Genomic DNA, 16,259 nt, shown 5'->3' on the forward strand with positions numbered 1-16,259 from the left:
TAAACAATGTAGCGCATACCAGAACGCATTTCGTTAACTACAAAAGTGGATGCTAAGCATGCTTCGCATTGACTCATGGCGCTTGCGCGGCGCCGTCGGCGCTGCCGCAACGCCATTGAAATCAGCAATATTCACTTCAATGTCCATATATGAAGACATGTCCCGTCCTTCACGCCGTGCAGGAATAAAAGTCGTCGCATAAAACATGGACTCAAGGCGTTCAACCGCAGGAGCATCCATATCGTCAACCTGCAAGACGTGGATATCTTTGACGACCCCGTACTTATCGACGTAAAGACGCAAGCGAATTGGCAAACCGCTGCTTTCCACACCAACAAGCAGTCTGCTATCCGGCTCGGAAACTGGCACGGCGCCAAGGTCCATTTCACTGGATGGCAAGAAGGTCGAAGGCGATTCATCGCGGATGTCATCGGCCTTGTCCGCCAGACCGGCCTTAGGAATGGCATCGCCGATGCTGCCGCTCCCGGGCTGCGATTTACTGGCATCTATGCGGGGTGCCAATTGGATTGGCGGTGGGACCAACTTTGGGATTGCAGGCGGAGTCGCTTCCTTGGCTTCACCGATGCCGACATACAAGGTCATCTGCAGCACATGGGAATTTTCGCGCAAGCGCTGGCCGGACATGATTGTTTTGGCCGCGATCACAATAAGCAGGACGTGCAAGCTGATTGATACGCCAAAAAAAAATAACGATGGACGACTGTACTCCGCCGCCCATCGCTTCACATTACTGCTATCCAGCCATTTCTTCAAAGCGTCACCAGTCACCCCCTACCTGCTGCTATTAGTCTGAGGTAGGAATTTCACGCCAATTCAGACGTTTCAGGGTATTTGCACCACCCAATGCACCTGGGACGTTGCTAACCTGCCCCGAGGAATTACCAGCTTGCACACGTAGCTTACCTCCAACATTAATAATTTCAACATCTGTGATCAAGCCCGTGAGCGAAGTGTTGCTGGTAATGACATTCCCGCTACTATCGGTTGCCACGGACTGGCCTGAGCCAAAATTGAGCACATAAATCTCATTACTGCCAGAGCCACTGCAGACATCGCCGCCCGGCAGATTGGCTGCAAAGGTGACAATACCTGAATTGGCTGCTGGTGGAATATTGACAAGTTCCCCTGCACTCAGATCGAGGTACCAACCCATGGGCTTTGCCGTATCCGGAGTGATCGCCTGAGTATCATCGGTGTTTGCAATCATATTGCTGCGAGTCACAGGGAACGTAATGCCTTTAGGCAAAGTAGATGAAGTGTAAAAGGCACCCGAACCAGACGTACCATCCACGATCGCATAGAAAGTCTGGGTCTGGGTACTTGGCACATCAGTAAATGAGAGCAGGCGGCCGGTGCCAATCAGCACATAGCGCTTGTAGGCATTAGGTTGGACCTCGATGAGTGGCGGCGTTGTTATAGGCTGCGCAGTACCTGACTTGTCAGTCAAAGTGGCAATTTGGGTTGGCGCGGCATACGTGCCGGAAGAAGGCGTCAAATCAAGTCTCCACACATTCCCCAGCAAGTCGCCCGCATAGACCGAATCAGCGGTACCGTCAGTAAAATCTGGAACGTATGCGGAAGCGTGTGCCAGCCCAGCTGGGCTGGTGGTTGAACCTGCGCCGGTAGATACAGTCTCCAGCAACGCGCCGTTTGCCGGATTGACGATAAAGAAATAACCGACGCCATCATCGTTGTTATAACCGGAAGTCAAGATCGCTACCCAGCCATACTTTTTGGTTTTAACCACGACCGGATCGCCATATGAGTACCCCATATGAGTCGTTGTGAACTCCCACAAGACTTTGCTGGCAACATTGGTTTCACTGGTCCAGGCGGTGGGGTCGGTAACGTCTATCGCATAGTACCCTTGGCCACCTTTCCCAAGCCCGCCAATCAGAATAGATTTCCAGGTTGCGGTCGTGGCTGTGGAAGCAGTCAGGGTACCTGTCGCAGATGAAGTATATTGGGTATCAATATCAAAGACCTGCGGCGTGCCATCCACAAGGTAATGATGCGTGAAATCCAGGCGCCCCAGGGATGCCAATCCGCTCGTCGGCGCAGTCGCTGTGGTGCCATATACGAAACTCGGAACGTAAGCAAACAACTCGGAACCGCCCGTGGTAGTGCTTGATGACCCGTCAAAGGCATGCATCATACCGTCATTGGCGCCAACATATACCACGGTAGAGCGGCTTTTGTATTTGCTCTTGAATGCAGCGTAACCGATATTCGTACTGTCCGAGAACGGACTGGCCGGAGCGGCAACAGGATTCACCTTGGAATCAACAATGTCGCCCAACAAAAATGAACGCGTCCGATATATGCCGCCTGTCTTACTGACTTCGAGACTCTGGTTGCCACGCAAATAGGCCAGGTAATTCACGGCGGATTGCGAGGTGGCGCCCACTCCGCTGACGTTGGCGAATGACGCATAGTTGGTGCGAGCATTCAGTTGCGTTGCATCTTTCAAATTGGCATCTTGGAAAGGCAAGCCAGCACCGGCGGTTGTACAGCAAGTGACAATTTGCCGGCTGGTTTGCGTTTGCAGTACATTCCTTGCGTCCCATACCGGCGGCGTGCCATAGGTTGGATTGCCATTTGCATCGTAAGTCACGGTACTGGCAATTACATCCCCGGTCCAGTTATCCGAATATTGCGTCGCATAACTTAGGCTGCCTGAAGGAATATTTGGCGAAGTGCTTGAGAAGGCGCTGCCGGATGCCGTAATTGCATTGGCAATATTGGAAAATGCCGATTGCAAACCACTGACCATTTTATCCGCCTGTCCGGCACTGAAATAGTTATCTGGACGCTTATTGCTGCCAACCGTGTCGGTCGTGGTGTGCCACATCGCATCAGTCAACGCAGTTGTTGTCGCCGGAGTACCGCTAATGGTTAACGTATTCAGGGCATTGGTCGAGGCGTATGGAGCGAAATTCTTAGGAACTGTGAATCCACCATATTTCGTCGCCAGGTAAAATTGATTATTATTTTTATACGTCTGATATTCCTGCACATCCAACCAGTAAGTCGAAATAGTTTGTATCCCGGTCTTGACTCCCTTTGCATTCTTAAAGTCGTTTGGCCGTATATCGTTGACATGCGAATCATAGGCAAGGCCCGCGATGAAATAAGTTGCGGAATCCCCCAGATACATCTGTCCGAGTGGAACGAAAGGAGCCGTTTTGGTGGCGGCAGTACCCAACCCTTCCAGGGTACCAACCATGTTGGTTGCCTTCGTCACGTCGACCGTCGTATCCGTTGGCCTAGTCGCTGTCTCATAGGTAGTATTGCCGATGGTACTTCCCGGCAAATTCGCATCCGCATGGGTGTTGACGTCACCGATACCCAGAATAAAATTCTTTTGGCAGCTATAAATGATTGGATCGACCCACCCTGATACTTTAGATTGATCCGTGCTTGATCCCGTAATCACAGGGAAACCGTCCAGCATTGCTGATGAGCCAGAGGGGATCGACGAATACGTCGACACATCTCCCAAATGCTTGTAATAGCGAATCGCCGCGTAATACAGTTCACTCACCGGATCATAAGTCTTGTAATTCTGGGCAGCTTCGCCAAATTTATTCAGATAGTTCATGACACCGCTATTACTCACACCCGAGGCCGAGGCATCCAGCGGGTTGGGATTAACAACGAAAGTACCATCTGTGGCACTCCATTCAGCTAAGGGATTTGTAATATTTGGCGATCCCGGCACCGGTTGTTGCGGGCCGATATATTTAATATTCGCACGCAACACCCCACCGTCACGTTGAATCGAATTGTCATATAAGTAGCCAAAGGCACCGAATCGAATTTTCATAGCGTACTGCTGCATCAAGCCTTGTGGCTTGTAATTCGAGCCGTACGCAACACAATTTGATTCCACGCCCACGCTGCTATTGCAGACCTGGACCCTGACATTGAGCGCATATACTTGCGTCGGATCCGCTGTACCCGTCACATTAGTGGGACTAATCGTCACGCAAGTCTGAGTAAGACTTTTGTTAGTCAGTGTGCACGTAGGGCCTTGCGTGGTTTTTATCGGGCTTGCATTGTAGGCGGTGGTAGTAGTCGATGTACATGTCGGAGTCCCAAAATTATTGGTGGTTTTGGTCCGCGTAGCAACGCAAGTTTGTACTGGCGTACTGCTCAACGTACCATACTGCCCGGTATAGTTCACGATAGTCGATGCGCTGTCCAAACTTGAGGAACTTATGCCCGAAACCCAGATTTGATTTCCGACGCCCCAAATGCGCGAGGTAACCGTCGACCAGGTAAAGGGGGTCGCCCGGTAACGTCCGTCGCAGTCCCCGTTGATGAAGGAATGGTCTTGTTCGGTGTTTCGCCGTTGCCGCCCTGCCCCGACGCATAAGCCTTTTCAAGAATAGTTGACGTGGCTGTATCGACTGACCGATATCCACCGGTCAGTGCCCAGCGAAATGAATCGATCGTCTGCATGGCCGCCCAATTCAGCCAGTTACCGCTCCAGAGCGGGTTGGTTGAGGTGGAAGTGCAAGCATGACTAGTAGCGTTGCCATACGGCTGGAAATAGCTGCTGGCCGGTGTCGTCGTATTGGCTACATAGGTGTAGCACTTGCCGCCGTCGAAATAACCGAGATATGTGGTCGTCGGTGTATACGGATTCGATGTGTATGGATAGGCTTGACTCAATGCTGTCGGATACTCAACCGACAGGGGCAACATCAGATTTCCTGGAACTACGGTAGACGTAAAAATTGGCTGATCGAACAGCGTAACATCAGCGTAGCTTGAAAAAGACAGTAGCGTCATACAGAAAGCGGCAATGAGTCGAAAAAAACCAGCCGTTCGCCGCAAGAAAGATATGGTCGCCATATTGAAACTCCAGTGATGTTTTTGCATTTTTTGGGACATGCGCGTTCAGATTGAGAACGTTGTTTGCAAATAGGTTTGCGTATTGCGCGGGCCGGTGACACGTACGCTGATCCGATATACCGGTGGGGTAATTCCGGTGGCTCTTTTCGTGTTGGCGGTGCCGCCCTTGTCGCCATATGACCCGACAATACAATTGGCGGTGCTGGCAGCACCGGAGGCCAAGCACAGACGGTCGATCACGTAGCGGATTGTCACCTGGCTCGTCGCGTCAGTAATGTCGTCGCTCGTGCCCAATCCAGCTGTCTTCCAGGTACTGTCGTTGAGCAAGATGGTCGGGATTCCATGTGCATCTGTTGTCTGCAACGATGACAAATAATTGCTGCTGAGCAGATCGCTTTGGCGCGTAGTTTCAGACACCAAAGTTCCCGATTTGATGGACGCAATGGCGGCTGCCATTCCGCGCTCCCCCTGATTGACCAGATCCCGCTTGAAGGCCATATTACCGGCCAATACAAGCGAAGAATCAAACGAGCGTACCAGCGCGATGCCCGAGATCATCAATATGATCAAGGCAAACATGGTAACGATCAGGATGATCCCGCGTTGGCCGTTGCGATAGATTGCCGAACCTGGCTGCGGGCGACGGCGAGAGTATGTGGACGCAGATTTCATGGCTTAATTTAATAGCAGTGAATTGCGAAGTGGGATGGTCGATTCGATGGTCCGATATCGATAATTTTGCTCTGCAGTGGTCAGAGTTCGCGTGTATGTGAGCGTCTTGCCCAAATCCGAAAACAAGGTTAACGGCCCTGTTGTCGCAGGTGGGGCGGGCGATACTGGGGCCTTTTCCTGCAGCGAAGTGCGCATGATCAAGCCGATGCGAATCGCCTTGATTGTCAGCAACGTGTTATTTGCGGCGACCGTTCCGCTTTCCAGCGTGGCATAGTCATAACCCGTCGTCGACGGATCTACCCATTTATCAACCAGACCATCGTTATTTGTGTCCACACCGTACAGTGCATGCATTTCAAAAACACCGTCTGCGGTTGGGATCGCAGTATCGTAAGTTCCGCCCTGCAGCAAATCGTATTGAAACAATACGTTGTTGTCCCCCACACCAAGCAGCTGGAATGATGGCGGGTTACGCGCACTATTGCCAATACCCATGGCAAGGGCGTTATTGGAATAATCCGTCAGATTTCTGATCGCACCACCTTTAGCCTTGATCGAACTTGCGTAGTAGGTACCCGCCAGCGGTAGTGCCGTGGCGTTCGTGCTAGCCGTATAAGCGGAGTCCACCTGTTGAATCATGCAAGGCAACGCTCCTGAGCTACCGGCCTGATCGACAACCAGGACAAGATCATTTGGCTTGAAGGACAAAGTGCTTTGTAAATTAAGCTGTGCCGAGGTCGGAGAATTGGTGAATGCCGTCGGTACCTCGCCATAGCCAGCCGAACCTGACATGATGATCAGGGCATCGGATGTACTGCCGCTCATACCAGGAGTGGTTGCATTCTTCGCGATAATGGCTGGCGCCAGCACGAACGTTCCTCCAAGAGCTGCATTCAACGTATTGAATGGCTGTGCCATGGTGGCCCCGCTAAATGGCAGGATCACGCCATTGGTTGTCTGCTTGGCGAACAACTGGCATCCGAACGATTGCACATAGCTCTGCGAAAACCCGGAGCCTGCAATGCGTACTGTCTTCTCCAGCTGATACATCGCGAAATTGCCCGACTGATCAATATCGTTCACTGAAGTCAGCGTGCGTTTTTTTCCTTCGCTGGTCGACATCACGCCAAAAATTGCAAGCGACATGACCAAGACGATCGCGATCACCACCATCAATTCGATCAGACTAAATCCGTCCTGGCGCTTGCGGGCAAGAAGTAACTGGCTCATGGCATGGCAACCTGGGTAATATAACTGTCTGTAGTTTTGCTCGACGGCTCCTGCCAAGTGATGGTGATCGTCACCACACCATTCGCATCTGCCGCACTGACCTTCCCCGTCGCACTTCCGGGTAGCCCGGAAACTGCCGGATTCGACAAGCGCGATTGCCACGTAGTCGTCGATGGTGAAAGTGTTTTTTGCGTCCACATCGTTGCAATGATTTCGTTTGCCATCAGGGCCGCCCGCGTGCGGTCTTCTGCACCGAATGAAATCTTGACGGCGTTCGCCTGCAAGCCGACCAATCCGAGGATGGCGAATGAAAAGATCAGCATGGAGATCAATACTTCAATCAGCGACATGCCTGACTGGTTAAGGCGTTTGGAGTACATGGTCTTCATGGGCATCCGTCCGGAACTGTTGGGCTCAATGTCCTTGTGGTGTCACACATGCGCACTTGTCCGCCAAGCCCCACCAGCACCCGCAGCGGATGCGTCGCACCGGTGAGCGTGACATCATAGGTAATGTTCCCGGTAGGAGCCGTGCAGGTTGTTCCAAAATTCTTCGTAGTGGTTGCATCATTATTGGCAACCAGCCGCCCCATCGAATTGAAGCAGACCAGGGAAGCTGCAGCCGGCGTGGCGGTAATGTTCACGCCCGGGGCCAAATTGCTGAAGGAACCCCCTTCAACAAAAGGGGTATCGACAGTCTCTCCGGTATAGACGGGTAAGACCTCGATATACCAATTGCTGCCACTACCGGTTGTACTGGCAGGAGTATCGACCTTCGGCGCCGCGCCAGTCAGCACGAAAGCAGTCTGATGGCTGCGTCGGATCGCTTCAGCCTGCGCCGCGCGCAAACCGTTTTGCAATCCCTCGGCAACGCTACGCACCTTTGAGTTGTTCATCCAGCCGACGAATGACGGCACTACCATCAGCAGCAAGATCGTCATCACCGTCAATGTCACCCCGAGCTCTATCAGCGTAAAGCCGCGTTCATCCCGGGAAAGGGATCGCTTTAGCACGTCATGCCTCTCTTGGTTACCCAGCAGGTATAGCTTGCTGCCGGCCATGGGGCTGGGGCGGCGACGCTTGATGCCTGTACATTGGCATCATCGATCGAAAAAGTGAAACCACTGGCGGCGTTGGTACCGGTAGCGGTAATGGTGTAGCTTGTGGCTGTAGATACACAAGCGATCGAAAAATTTTTGAGGCTGCCGCTCAGCGTAGTCATGCTAGTCTTATCGCAAGGTGAAATAATGGTCCCGGCGGTTTGATAGGTACGATTGTCCTGATAGTACTGTTCCATATTGGCGCGTGTCGCCGACAAGATATTGGTCGCCTCGACGAGCTTCCCGCGCAGCACGTAATCACTGTAACTAGGCAAGGCGATTGCCGCCAGGATCGCAACGATCGCCACCACAATCATGACTTCGATGAGTGTGAAGCCCGATTGCGCACGCGATGTGCGTTGAAATGAATTGGCGTACATGTAAATGCCTCGTCTTTATTGAATTTATCTGCGCACTGCGAAAATGAGCGAGCGTTGCTTCCATTTAAAACATATCAAATAGCCATCGCATCACCTACCCAAACAAGCCAATTCCAAACAGGCGCCAATTGAATTCGCCGCGGTTATCGACCTTAGCCAATTATAGAATCTCCATTTCCCCAAAGAAATGGAACTGGGTTCCGCCTGTCTCCAGGCTTATACCGTCCGTCGAAATTACATTCAAAAAAAACATTTTTAAGGAACTTGGATGGGATTTGATTGCCGCTTGAGCACTCCCTCATATGGCGCGGTTAAGTCAAACGCCGCTTGAGCGTCTAACCTCATACCGATGCATTACAAAAGCATGCGCAGCTGTCTTATCGGACACTGAATAAAGTTGCAAATAGGAAATTAAACCGGGCGTCGTTATAAAGCTCTATAACGAGAAAGAAGAAGAAGAAGAAGAAAAAAAAACTCAGACCACCAGCGGGCCTGAGTATGTATGAGCAAACGCCATTTTTCTGGGGCAAATCAATAAAAAAGCTAGCGTCCAGCCCAGCAATCTGCAACAGACGCCGCCGGTGCCCTTCCACCCGTAACTCCCCTTTTGCCGCTGTTATCCAGCGAGAAAGTTCCGCATTTATCGTTTGGCGTCGGCGTAGCCGTGAGCTCGAACGTACTGTTGGTCGAAGCATTGATCTTGTATGCGTATCTTGTGCCACCGTCGGAAACCACCGGCAACGAGAGAGCCGACCCATCCGGCTGACGATAGCTGCTGTTGACCGTGTACTGCTGCTGCATCCAATTGGCGTGTTTCAGCAATGTCGCCATCGCTTGGGCGCGGTAACCGCGTTGCACATATTGTGTGTAGCTCGGTACGGCAATCGCCGCCAGGATGGCAACCACTGCCACCACGACCATGAGCTCAATCAAGGTGAAGCCGCGTTGCATCGATGAAGCATTGCTGTATTTCATGAATATCCCCTGGATTCCAACCATTTTCAATTGATTAATTCGGCTTAATCGACAATTGACGCCAGCGGCGTACCGCCACGCCCGTCACCGAATACTGCAAACAATGTGGTTTTCCGTCTGCACCGATACTATTGATGCAGCGTGGATCATTCGCACCGCCACCACTACCACCACCGACGGACACGGAGCCCGCGGTGCCCGGTATCACTGCAGAACTCAGGTTCGTATTGTCCGGGACGCCTTTGACATACAAATGAAATTTCTCGGAATAGGCGCCACTCAGAAAATTCGCCCTAGAGTTTGGGACGAGCCACCGCCGGCGCATGGATCCGCCGTATTTGGAGTCAACGATGTGTTCAGCAAGATCACGTCGTTCAATATATGCAATGTGCCAACCGTGCGTTCGCCGCTGGTCAGATAATCGATATACCAGCCGCGCTTGGTTCCCCACGCCACCGGATTGCTGCTCAGCGTGCGGCCGAGCGACTGGCCTTCTGCCGAATACACTGCAGTCAGCGTTTGCACCTGCAACTGGCTGCGGCCGGTTACTGCGTCGGCTCCCGGCTTGTCCCAAATGCCGTAAACGCTCTGCGTATTGGTGTTGCCCAAGTCTGCCGTTTCAAAATATTTGCCGGTACCGAACATCACCAGATACCCGCCTAATGGATGAGGAGCGATGACCGGAGTTTGCACGATCGGCTGAGCGATCGGCGTGCTGCTTCCATCTTTTGCGATAAACAATGAACTGCCGGCCCATTGGGCAGTATCGCTGGCGCTGCTCAAATCGAATTTCCAGAGATTACCCTGCAAGTCGCCGGCATACGCAGCAACCACTTGGCGCGATGCATTGAACAGCAATGCCGGCGCCGACAGGCCGTTCGGCGACGCCACGCTACCGACGCCGGTGTCTATTTTTTTGATCAGAACACCAGTCTCTACATCGACCAGATACAGGACCGCACGGCCGCTCACGCTGTTGTAGCCGTTACCGAAAATAGCGGCCCATTTATTGTTCGCCAGCAGCACCACCGCCGGTGCGCCCAGCACATTGCCCATGTCGGTATCGGTTGCGGAATGGTTGTACTCCCACAAAACGCTTTTTTCATCCAGTGATCCGGGTGTAGTCACATCTATCGCGAAGACGCTTTGCGCGCCGGCGCCAGTGCTACCCAGCAAGACGTTTTTCCACCCGCCTTTGATATAGGCATCGCCTTCCGCCAATGGTCCATCGACAAAATAATGATGGCCGTAATTGAGATCGCTCAATGTTTTCAGATTGGGATACACGCTGTTCGGTATGAAGGCGAATTTTTCGACGCCATCGCTATCAAAGCCGTGCAGCATGCCGTCATTCGCACCGACGTAGATCATGCCCTTGCGCGCCGCCTTGGTTGTCAGGAATGCGGCGTAAGTGCTACTGCCGGCGATGCTGGCCGGCAGCGCCGAGTATCCGAAATCGTTTTTCTGGACATAAAGCGGGTTCGAATTGACGATATCCCCGAGCTTATTCTGGCGATAGCGGAATATTCCTGTGCCAGCACCATTCGAGGCTTTCTCCATGGCCGAACTACCTTTGATGTAATCCACGACATTGGCTGATACCAGCGCAGCCTGCTGACTGTTGGCGCCTGAGGTCAGATTCTCCCAGATAAATGTTTTTGCGCTGCTCGTAGAAGGATTCCAAGTCACGATGTTGCGCTTCGTGTAGTCCGGCAGCAATGTCGCGGCATCCCATTTCGATACGTCTCCTATACTGCCGTCTGGATTAGCCGGGCGGGCATTCAAATGCCCGGTCCAACTGCCTGAGTCAAAACTCGGAACATAGTAAATTGCATTCGTGGCTTGCCCCGCTTCTCCCGAAACGGCAGCGTTGCCGCCGGATCCTGTCGCCTTGCCGATTTCCGCCAAAATGCTATTGAGGCCATCTTGCAGACTCTTGGGATTTTTCGCGCTGAAATAGCTGCCGTGACCATTCACCGCTGCGTGCCACAAATCGTCAATCGCTTCCGCCGAATCCGCTTTCGGTGCAGGCCAGTTGCGGCTGCCATTTTTGATATCCACATAATGGCCGCTGGTTGCCGTCTTGTAGTCGGACTGATAGTCGAGCGTACCGTTTGCCCCCAGCCCGATGGTATGCGTCGTCATGTGCTGCCAGGTGGCCGGATCGGTTGAGGTCGCGTTGATTTTTCCGACCGTGCCACCATTGCTGCCACGCACGCCGACGTCGGTAATCCAATATTTCATCGCCGTATCGGCCAATGAATTCGAGTTCGCCGTTTTCCCTTCATAAAATGGCGGCGGGAACGGGTCGCCCGGAGTCAAGGCCGTGCCGGATACTGGATCATGGGAAACCGGTGCGGGCAAGGCAGGTACCTTGCTGTCCATGTTGCCGATCGTGCTTGGTACTGTGCCGTTCCAATACCCGTCGGTTGCAAGAATCGTGTAGTTGGCCTGGCATTTCAACTGGATCGGATCAGGGGTGGATTTGGCGGCGCCGGCCATGCCGTTGCCCATGTAATATTGACCGACCTGATTCAATGCATTGATCAGCGGCGTGCCGCCGCCCGGATTGATCGCATACAGCTTTGCATACCAGGCGGTTTTCTGGCTTGCGCTAAAAGTCGACAGTGGTACAAAGTTGGCCGCGCTGCTATTGGTATTGCTGCTGTTGTCGTTGATGGTTGCGAAGCCGACGCGAAAACGGTCGTTGATGCCGGAAAAGGCGATCCCGAGCGATGTCTTGGTCAGCAGGATGCGCGTCCGATAATACGAAAACCAATTGGCAAAATTCTGGATTTCTTCAGCGTAGGTGCAAGTGGAGGCCGCGGCGCAATCGGTACGGGATGCGGCTTTGGGGTAACTGTTCCGCGATGACAGAATATCCACCCGTTTGTAGTAATTGTCGTTATCCTCGTTTGTCACACCGGTCGGCGTGCCGCTGCCCACCCAGTTGTAGTAAAACGCATATTGCGCCAGCGCGTTCTTGTTGGTTTGGCTCTGCGCCTTGCAATTGCTGTTGCTGGCAAAGTAGTTGCTGGCGGTAGTCGATGCCACGAAGAGCGGTAACGTATATGTCGAATCGTAGTAACAGACTGAATCTATGCTGTTTGGCAGCGTCTTGGAGACCGCCAGGTAGGGATCAATGATCGTCTTGCCAGTGCTGGCATTACCCATCGAGGTGCCGTTGTCTTTCACCGCCGGCGTATACGTTGTGGCCGGATTGTAATAAATCTGATTCCAGGCGCTGGAATAGTAGGAGCGCTGGCTTCTGGCGGCATTGAATTCCGCGGTGGCGTCGGTGCCGGTCACTGTGCCCCAGACCATACTGCCGGAATTGTCCAGCATGTACATGATGTTGGGTGGCGGTGGCACCGGCAGGAACAGCGGCGATTGCGCTATTTCGGCCATCGCCACGCCTGATACTGCCGCCATTCCCAGGCAGATACAATGGGCGGCCAGCTTGACCAGGCGGCCAGGCGACAGCGGTCGCGATACGGTTGTTCTCAACATGACATTCCCCTGGGATCAGAATTTTAAATAGCTTTGCAGCATGACTTTTGCATTCGCCGTTGCAAACGCGGCGTCAGCGCCAAAAGCGGTAATCCGATAGACCTTGACGTTCAAATCCCGTTTGGCTTGCGTTACCCCAAGCGCGATGGTGTCGCTGACGTATTCGATGATGCATTGTGCGGCGCCGCTGGATAGCGACAAGGTGACCGTTGTCGGCGCTGTTGCGGGCCACGTATCCCACGCATTGCCGTTGGCGCTTTTCGGCGTGAACATGACGGCGAGCGCTTTCTCGACATCGCCGACCTTCGCTGCGATCTTGTTTTTCTGCGCGCCGATTTCACAATGACGCAAGCCCTTTTCGGCAGCCTGGAAGGCCAACTGGTGATTCCGCGAATTGGCCGCCATTTTTTCATCCAGCGTCACGTTGCGGATCGCGACCGCGCCAATCAGCATCATCAGGACCAGAAAAATCAACACCATCGGCAGCGCAATGCCGGATTGCGGAAATTTTGTATATGCCATAAATATGTCCGGTAAATATTCGGTTGCCGCTCAGTTGAACAGTCAATTTCTCAATCAGTTGCGCAAGCTGGCGGTAGCGTTATTACGCAAGGTAAAGACGCGCGTCATCGTGGTGTGCAACAAACGGTCGGTGGCAACGGTCGGCGTCGTGGCGTTGCATTTGTAGTAGCTTTGTCCGGCAGTACCCGTGACTACATTGTTTGCGCTGTGCATCTCCAGGCAAACCGTCACCGTCACCACGCGATCCCAACCCATCTTGTTATTGCCATTGATCGCATCCGCTGCGCCTGCTTCCGCCGCGTCCGTCGTCGATTTCGTAGGCGCATAGCGCCCCCCGGTATCCACGCCATAGGTCACCAGCATGTTGTCGACATTGCTCATGATCGGCTGCGGCGTGGCAGTGCCGGCGTAGCCTTTGCAGTACAAGGTTTTGGTTGCAGTATCGAGATAAAAGCTGTTGATGACGACGCCGCCTTGGGTGCTGGTGGCGTTAAACGCTTGAGTCCCGCTGCAATCAGTCCCGGCGCCGCTGATGTTGGTGGCGTCGGAATAGGGTTCGCTGGTATAGGCGACCGTGAATGCGGATGGTCCGCTAATGCTCGACGGCGCAGGAACCGGCATTGGCGCACAAGTTGGAAGTTTGGCGACAGGCATCGCAAAGCCATAGCTGCACCCCGTCAGTCCCTTCAACTTCGCCAACTCACTCGGATTTTGTGGAGGAAAATCTGTGGTATTGCCGGTTTGCATGTGGCCGAATCCGGCCTGCATCAGATTGCGTCCAATCAGGGACAGCGCATAACGGCCGTCTTCCTGTATCCGCGCATTGTCGTCGTTCAGGCGCGAACTGGCGCGGCTGTTGAAATAGAGGCTGCTGAGGAACAACAACAGAATCAGGCCGATCGTCACCGACACCATCAGCTCGATCAGCGTGAAGCCGCGCGCATGACGGCACTGGATGGCCGGGTGCATTGGAATCGTCATCATGGCATCACCGTTGTCTTGAAGCAGCGCATCTGACTCTGCTCAACGCCAGCTGGAAATACCGAGGAATCGCAATCGGAATCCAGTACGCTGGCAAGCGCCCGATCCGGTTCGTTGTAGTACACGGTCACGGTAACGCCCTGGTTAGGACCCGGTGTCGCATTGTAGGCAGATACGGTGCCCCACCCGCCGGCCAACGCGCGGCTAAGCGCAGCGCGCCATTCATAGATATCCTTGTTCACAATATCTTGCGGTGTCGCGCAAGCTGTTCCGGAGTTATTTGCGCAAGACGGGACGTCCGACGGCGGCGTCGGCGAGTATTTATCAGTCGTAACGTAGGTCACGGCGTTCGTGCCGACCGTCGTGGTGACAGAGGTTGCGTTGGCACGCACCCGGTCCGCCATGTCGGCACCCAGCTGGCTGGCCACGGAACGAAAATGCGCCACTTTCTGATACTTCAACGCGGCCATCTGCAAACCCGCCAGCCCCAGCAATGCGAAGGCAGTAATGGTGATCGAAATCAATACTTCGATCATGCCGACGCCGCGCTGGAGATGCTTGGCCTTGGCGTGCGATCGTTTTTTGTTGAGAAAAGCCATATGCCTCATTCCTCCCAAATGTCTGAACGAAGTCATGCCGGACAGCCCTCGGCGCCAGCTGGCAACGAGCTGACCCGTCCGCTTGGAGAAAAGCAGACCTTCCGCAGAAATTCGTTATTGAATGTGAACGTGAAGGAACCTGGCGGGGCCGGCCACGGCGCGCCGCTGGCGGCATAGGTGATTGCCGTCGCGCCCGATGCGGCGGCGATGCTGGCTCCCGTCGCGAAAGCGCCCTGGCGCGCAAGGACTTGATGGCCGGCACTGTTGGGAGAATCTGCTGCGGTGCCGACGTATATCAACCATCCGGTGGACCAGTCGCCATTGGCCTTATTGCAGGAATCCGAACCAGTTTCGGCGCCGGAACTGCGGCATATCGTGACGGCGCCGGCGCGCTGGACGGCCTCTGAACGCGCCAGCATGGTAGCAGCAATGAATTCATTAACGTTACCGGATAAGCGGGTCTTGTTAATGAAACTGCCCATCGACGGTACGGCGATCGCCGCCAATATGGCCGCCACCAGTATGGTGATCATCAACTCGATGGTTGTGATCCCCTTGCAGGCAGAAACAATAAGACGGTCATTTTGATGACTAAAAAACAATAAAATATCAGAATTACTACTTTGCACGTGACATCCCCCCCCCGGAAAATGCTGATTCGACGAATTCTTATTATATAGTCCACATTTCCATATAGAAATGATTCTCAACTCCGTTTATCGCCGTTCTCGTACCGCTTATCTGTAACAAATTGTAATAATGCAACATATTTTAATTATTTGTGCGTAAACACGTTTTATTAATGAATCGCAAGTGCCTGCCAAACCATCCCTGCCCGTCATGAATACAATCGCCGAAATGCTATAATCCGCGCTTCCCGCAGATGGGCCGACATTCGCCCGGAAAGCGGCCCGGCACTGCTGCTGCAAGCGATCGACGTGTCGCAGTCCGGCGATTTGGCTTCCCTGAGCCATCCCTATATACAGTCCTTGTTCAACGTCATGCGCGGATAAGCATGATTTTCATCTGATGGAGTAGTTATGTCGGCAACCATGCGGCCAATCCGCCTGTTAGTGATTTTCCTGCTGGCTACGCTGGCATTCTCCGCAATGGCGATAGAGCGGACTTTCCCGGCGTCGACCTTGCGCGGCAAGCTGACCATCACCAGCTATCCGACCGTGACGATCAATGGCAACACCTTGCGCCTCTCACCCGGCTCGCGGATCTGGAATGCCAATCAACTGACGCAGATCCCGAACTCCCTGGGCAGCGACACTTACCTGGTGAACTACACGCTGAATGCACAGGGCGATGTCGACCGGGTCTGGATTCTGACGCCGGACGAAGCCAGCCAGAAGGTTGATGCGCAGCGCAACAGCAACAAGCAGTAATCAGCAATTAAAAAGTAGT

The 16,259-nt window shown here is 53.4% G+C and carries 15 protein-coding genes; 1 reads left to right on the forward strand and 14 read right to left on the reverse strand.

Features of this window, described 5'->3' with window-relative positions; genetic code table 11:
- Positions 1-33: 33 nt before the first annotated feature.
- The 14 genes from CAter10_RS16880 to CAter10_RS16940 form a co-directional block, all read right to left on the reverse strand.
- Positions 34-774: a hypothetical protein gene (locus CAter10_RS16880; RefSeq protein WP_061534320.1), complete on the reverse strand. Its 741-nt coding sequence runs from the start codon at positions 772-774 to the stop codon at positions 34-36.
- Between the two features lie 31 nt (positions 775-805).
- Entirely contained in the window at positions 806-3,847 is a 3,042-nt protein-coding gene (locus CAter10_RS16885) for a pilus assembly protein (RefSeq protein ID WP_061537383.1), read from the reverse strand.
- A gap of 392 nt (positions 3,848-4,239) precedes the next feature.
- Complete coding sequence (locus CAter10_RS22570; protein WP_128083111.1) at positions 4,240-4,881, reverse strand: hypothetical protein; 642 nt, start codon at positions 4,879-4,881, stop codon at positions 4,240-4,242.
- Between the two features lie 45 nt (positions 4,882-4,926).
- Positions 4,927-5,460 carry a hypothetical protein gene (locus CAter10_RS16890; RefSeq protein WP_231879019.1) on the reverse strand — a complete coding sequence of 178 codons (534 nt, stop codon included), beginning with the start codon at positions 5,458-5,460 and terminating at the stop codon, positions 4,927-4,929.
- A gap of 96 nt (positions 5,461-5,556) precedes the next feature.
- Positions 5,557-6,783, reverse strand: coding sequence for a PilW family protein (locus tag CAter10_RS16895; RefSeq protein ID WP_061534323.1), 1,227 nt, complete (start codon positions 6,781-6,783; stop codon positions 5,557-5,559).
- Positions 6,780-7,178: a type IV pilus modification PilV family protein gene (locus CAter10_RS16900; RefSeq protein WP_128083112.1), complete on the reverse strand. Its 399-nt coding sequence runs from the start codon at positions 7,176-7,178 to the stop codon at positions 6,780-6,782. Before CAter10_RS16900 ends, CAter10_RS16895 begins: the two co-directional genes overlap by 4 nt.
- Positions 7,169-7,795 (reverse strand): prepilin-type N-terminal cleavage/methylation domain-containing protein, encoded by a 627-nt coding sequence (locus CAter10_RS16905; RefSeq protein WP_082797962.1) that lies wholly within the window; start codon positions 7,793-7,795, stop codon positions 7,169-7,171. Before CAter10_RS16905 ends, CAter10_RS16900 begins: the two co-directional genes overlap by 10 nt.
- Positions 7,789-8,262 carry a type IV pilin protein gene (locus tag CAter10_RS16910; protein WP_061534326.1) on the reverse strand — a complete coding sequence of 158 codons (474 nt, stop codon included), beginning with the start codon at positions 8,260-8,262 and terminating at the stop codon, positions 7,789-7,791. Before CAter10_RS16910 ends, CAter10_RS16905 begins: the two co-directional genes overlap by 7 nt.
- Before the next feature lie 543 nt (positions 8,263-8,805).
- A complete protein-coding gene (locus CAter10_RS16915) occupies positions 8,806-9,237 on the reverse strand; it encodes a type IV pilin protein (RefSeq protein ID WP_061534327.1) in 432 nt (143 codons plus the stop codon).
- Between the two features lie 279 nt (positions 9,238-9,516).
- Positions 9,517-12,747 (reverse strand): pilus assembly protein, encoded by a 3,231-nt coding sequence (locus tag CAter10_RS16920; protein WP_061534328.1) that lies wholly within the window; start codon positions 12,745-12,747, stop codon positions 9,517-9,519.
- Between the two features lie 15 nt (positions 12,748-12,762).
- The gene (locus tag CAter10_RS16925) at positions 12,763-13,269 is read right to left on the reverse strand and encodes a pilus assembly PilX family protein (protein ID WP_061534329.1); all 507 of its coding nucleotides are present in this window, start codon (positions 13,267-13,269) and stop codon (positions 12,763-12,765) included.
- 54 nt (positions 13,270-13,323) lie between these two features.
- Complete coding sequence (locus CAter10_RS16930) at positions 13,324-14,253, reverse strand: PilW family protein (protein WP_061534330.1); 930 nt, start codon at positions 14,251-14,253, stop codon at positions 13,324-13,326.
- Positions 14,250-14,849, reverse strand: coding sequence for a type IV pilus modification protein PilV (gene pilV, locus CAter10_RS16935; RefSeq protein ID WP_061534331.1), 600 nt, complete (start codon positions 14,847-14,849; stop codon positions 14,250-14,252). Before pilV ends, CAter10_RS16930 begins: the two co-directional genes overlap by 4 nt.
- Before the next feature lie 32 nt (positions 14,850-14,881).
- The gene (locus CAter10_RS16940; RefSeq protein WP_061534332.1) at positions 14,882-15,382 is read right to left on the reverse strand and encodes a GspH/FimT family protein; all 501 of its coding nucleotides are present in this window, start codon (positions 15,380-15,382) and stop codon (positions 14,882-14,884) included.
- A 507-nt stretch (positions 15,383-15,889) separates the two neighbouring features.
- Here CAter10_RS16940 and CAter10_RS16945 point away from each other — a divergent pair.
- Positions 15,890-16,240, forward strand: coding sequence for a hypothetical protein (locus CAter10_RS16945; protein WP_061534333.1), 351 nt, complete (start codon positions 15,890-15,892; stop codon positions 16,238-16,240).
- Positions 16,241-16,259: the final 19 nt, after the last annotated feature.

The sequence above is a fragment of the Collimonas arenae genome, from assembly GCF_001584165.1.
GTDB lineage: Bacteria > Pseudomonadota > Gammaproteobacteria > Burkholderiales > Burkholderiaceae_D > Collimonas > Collimonas arenae.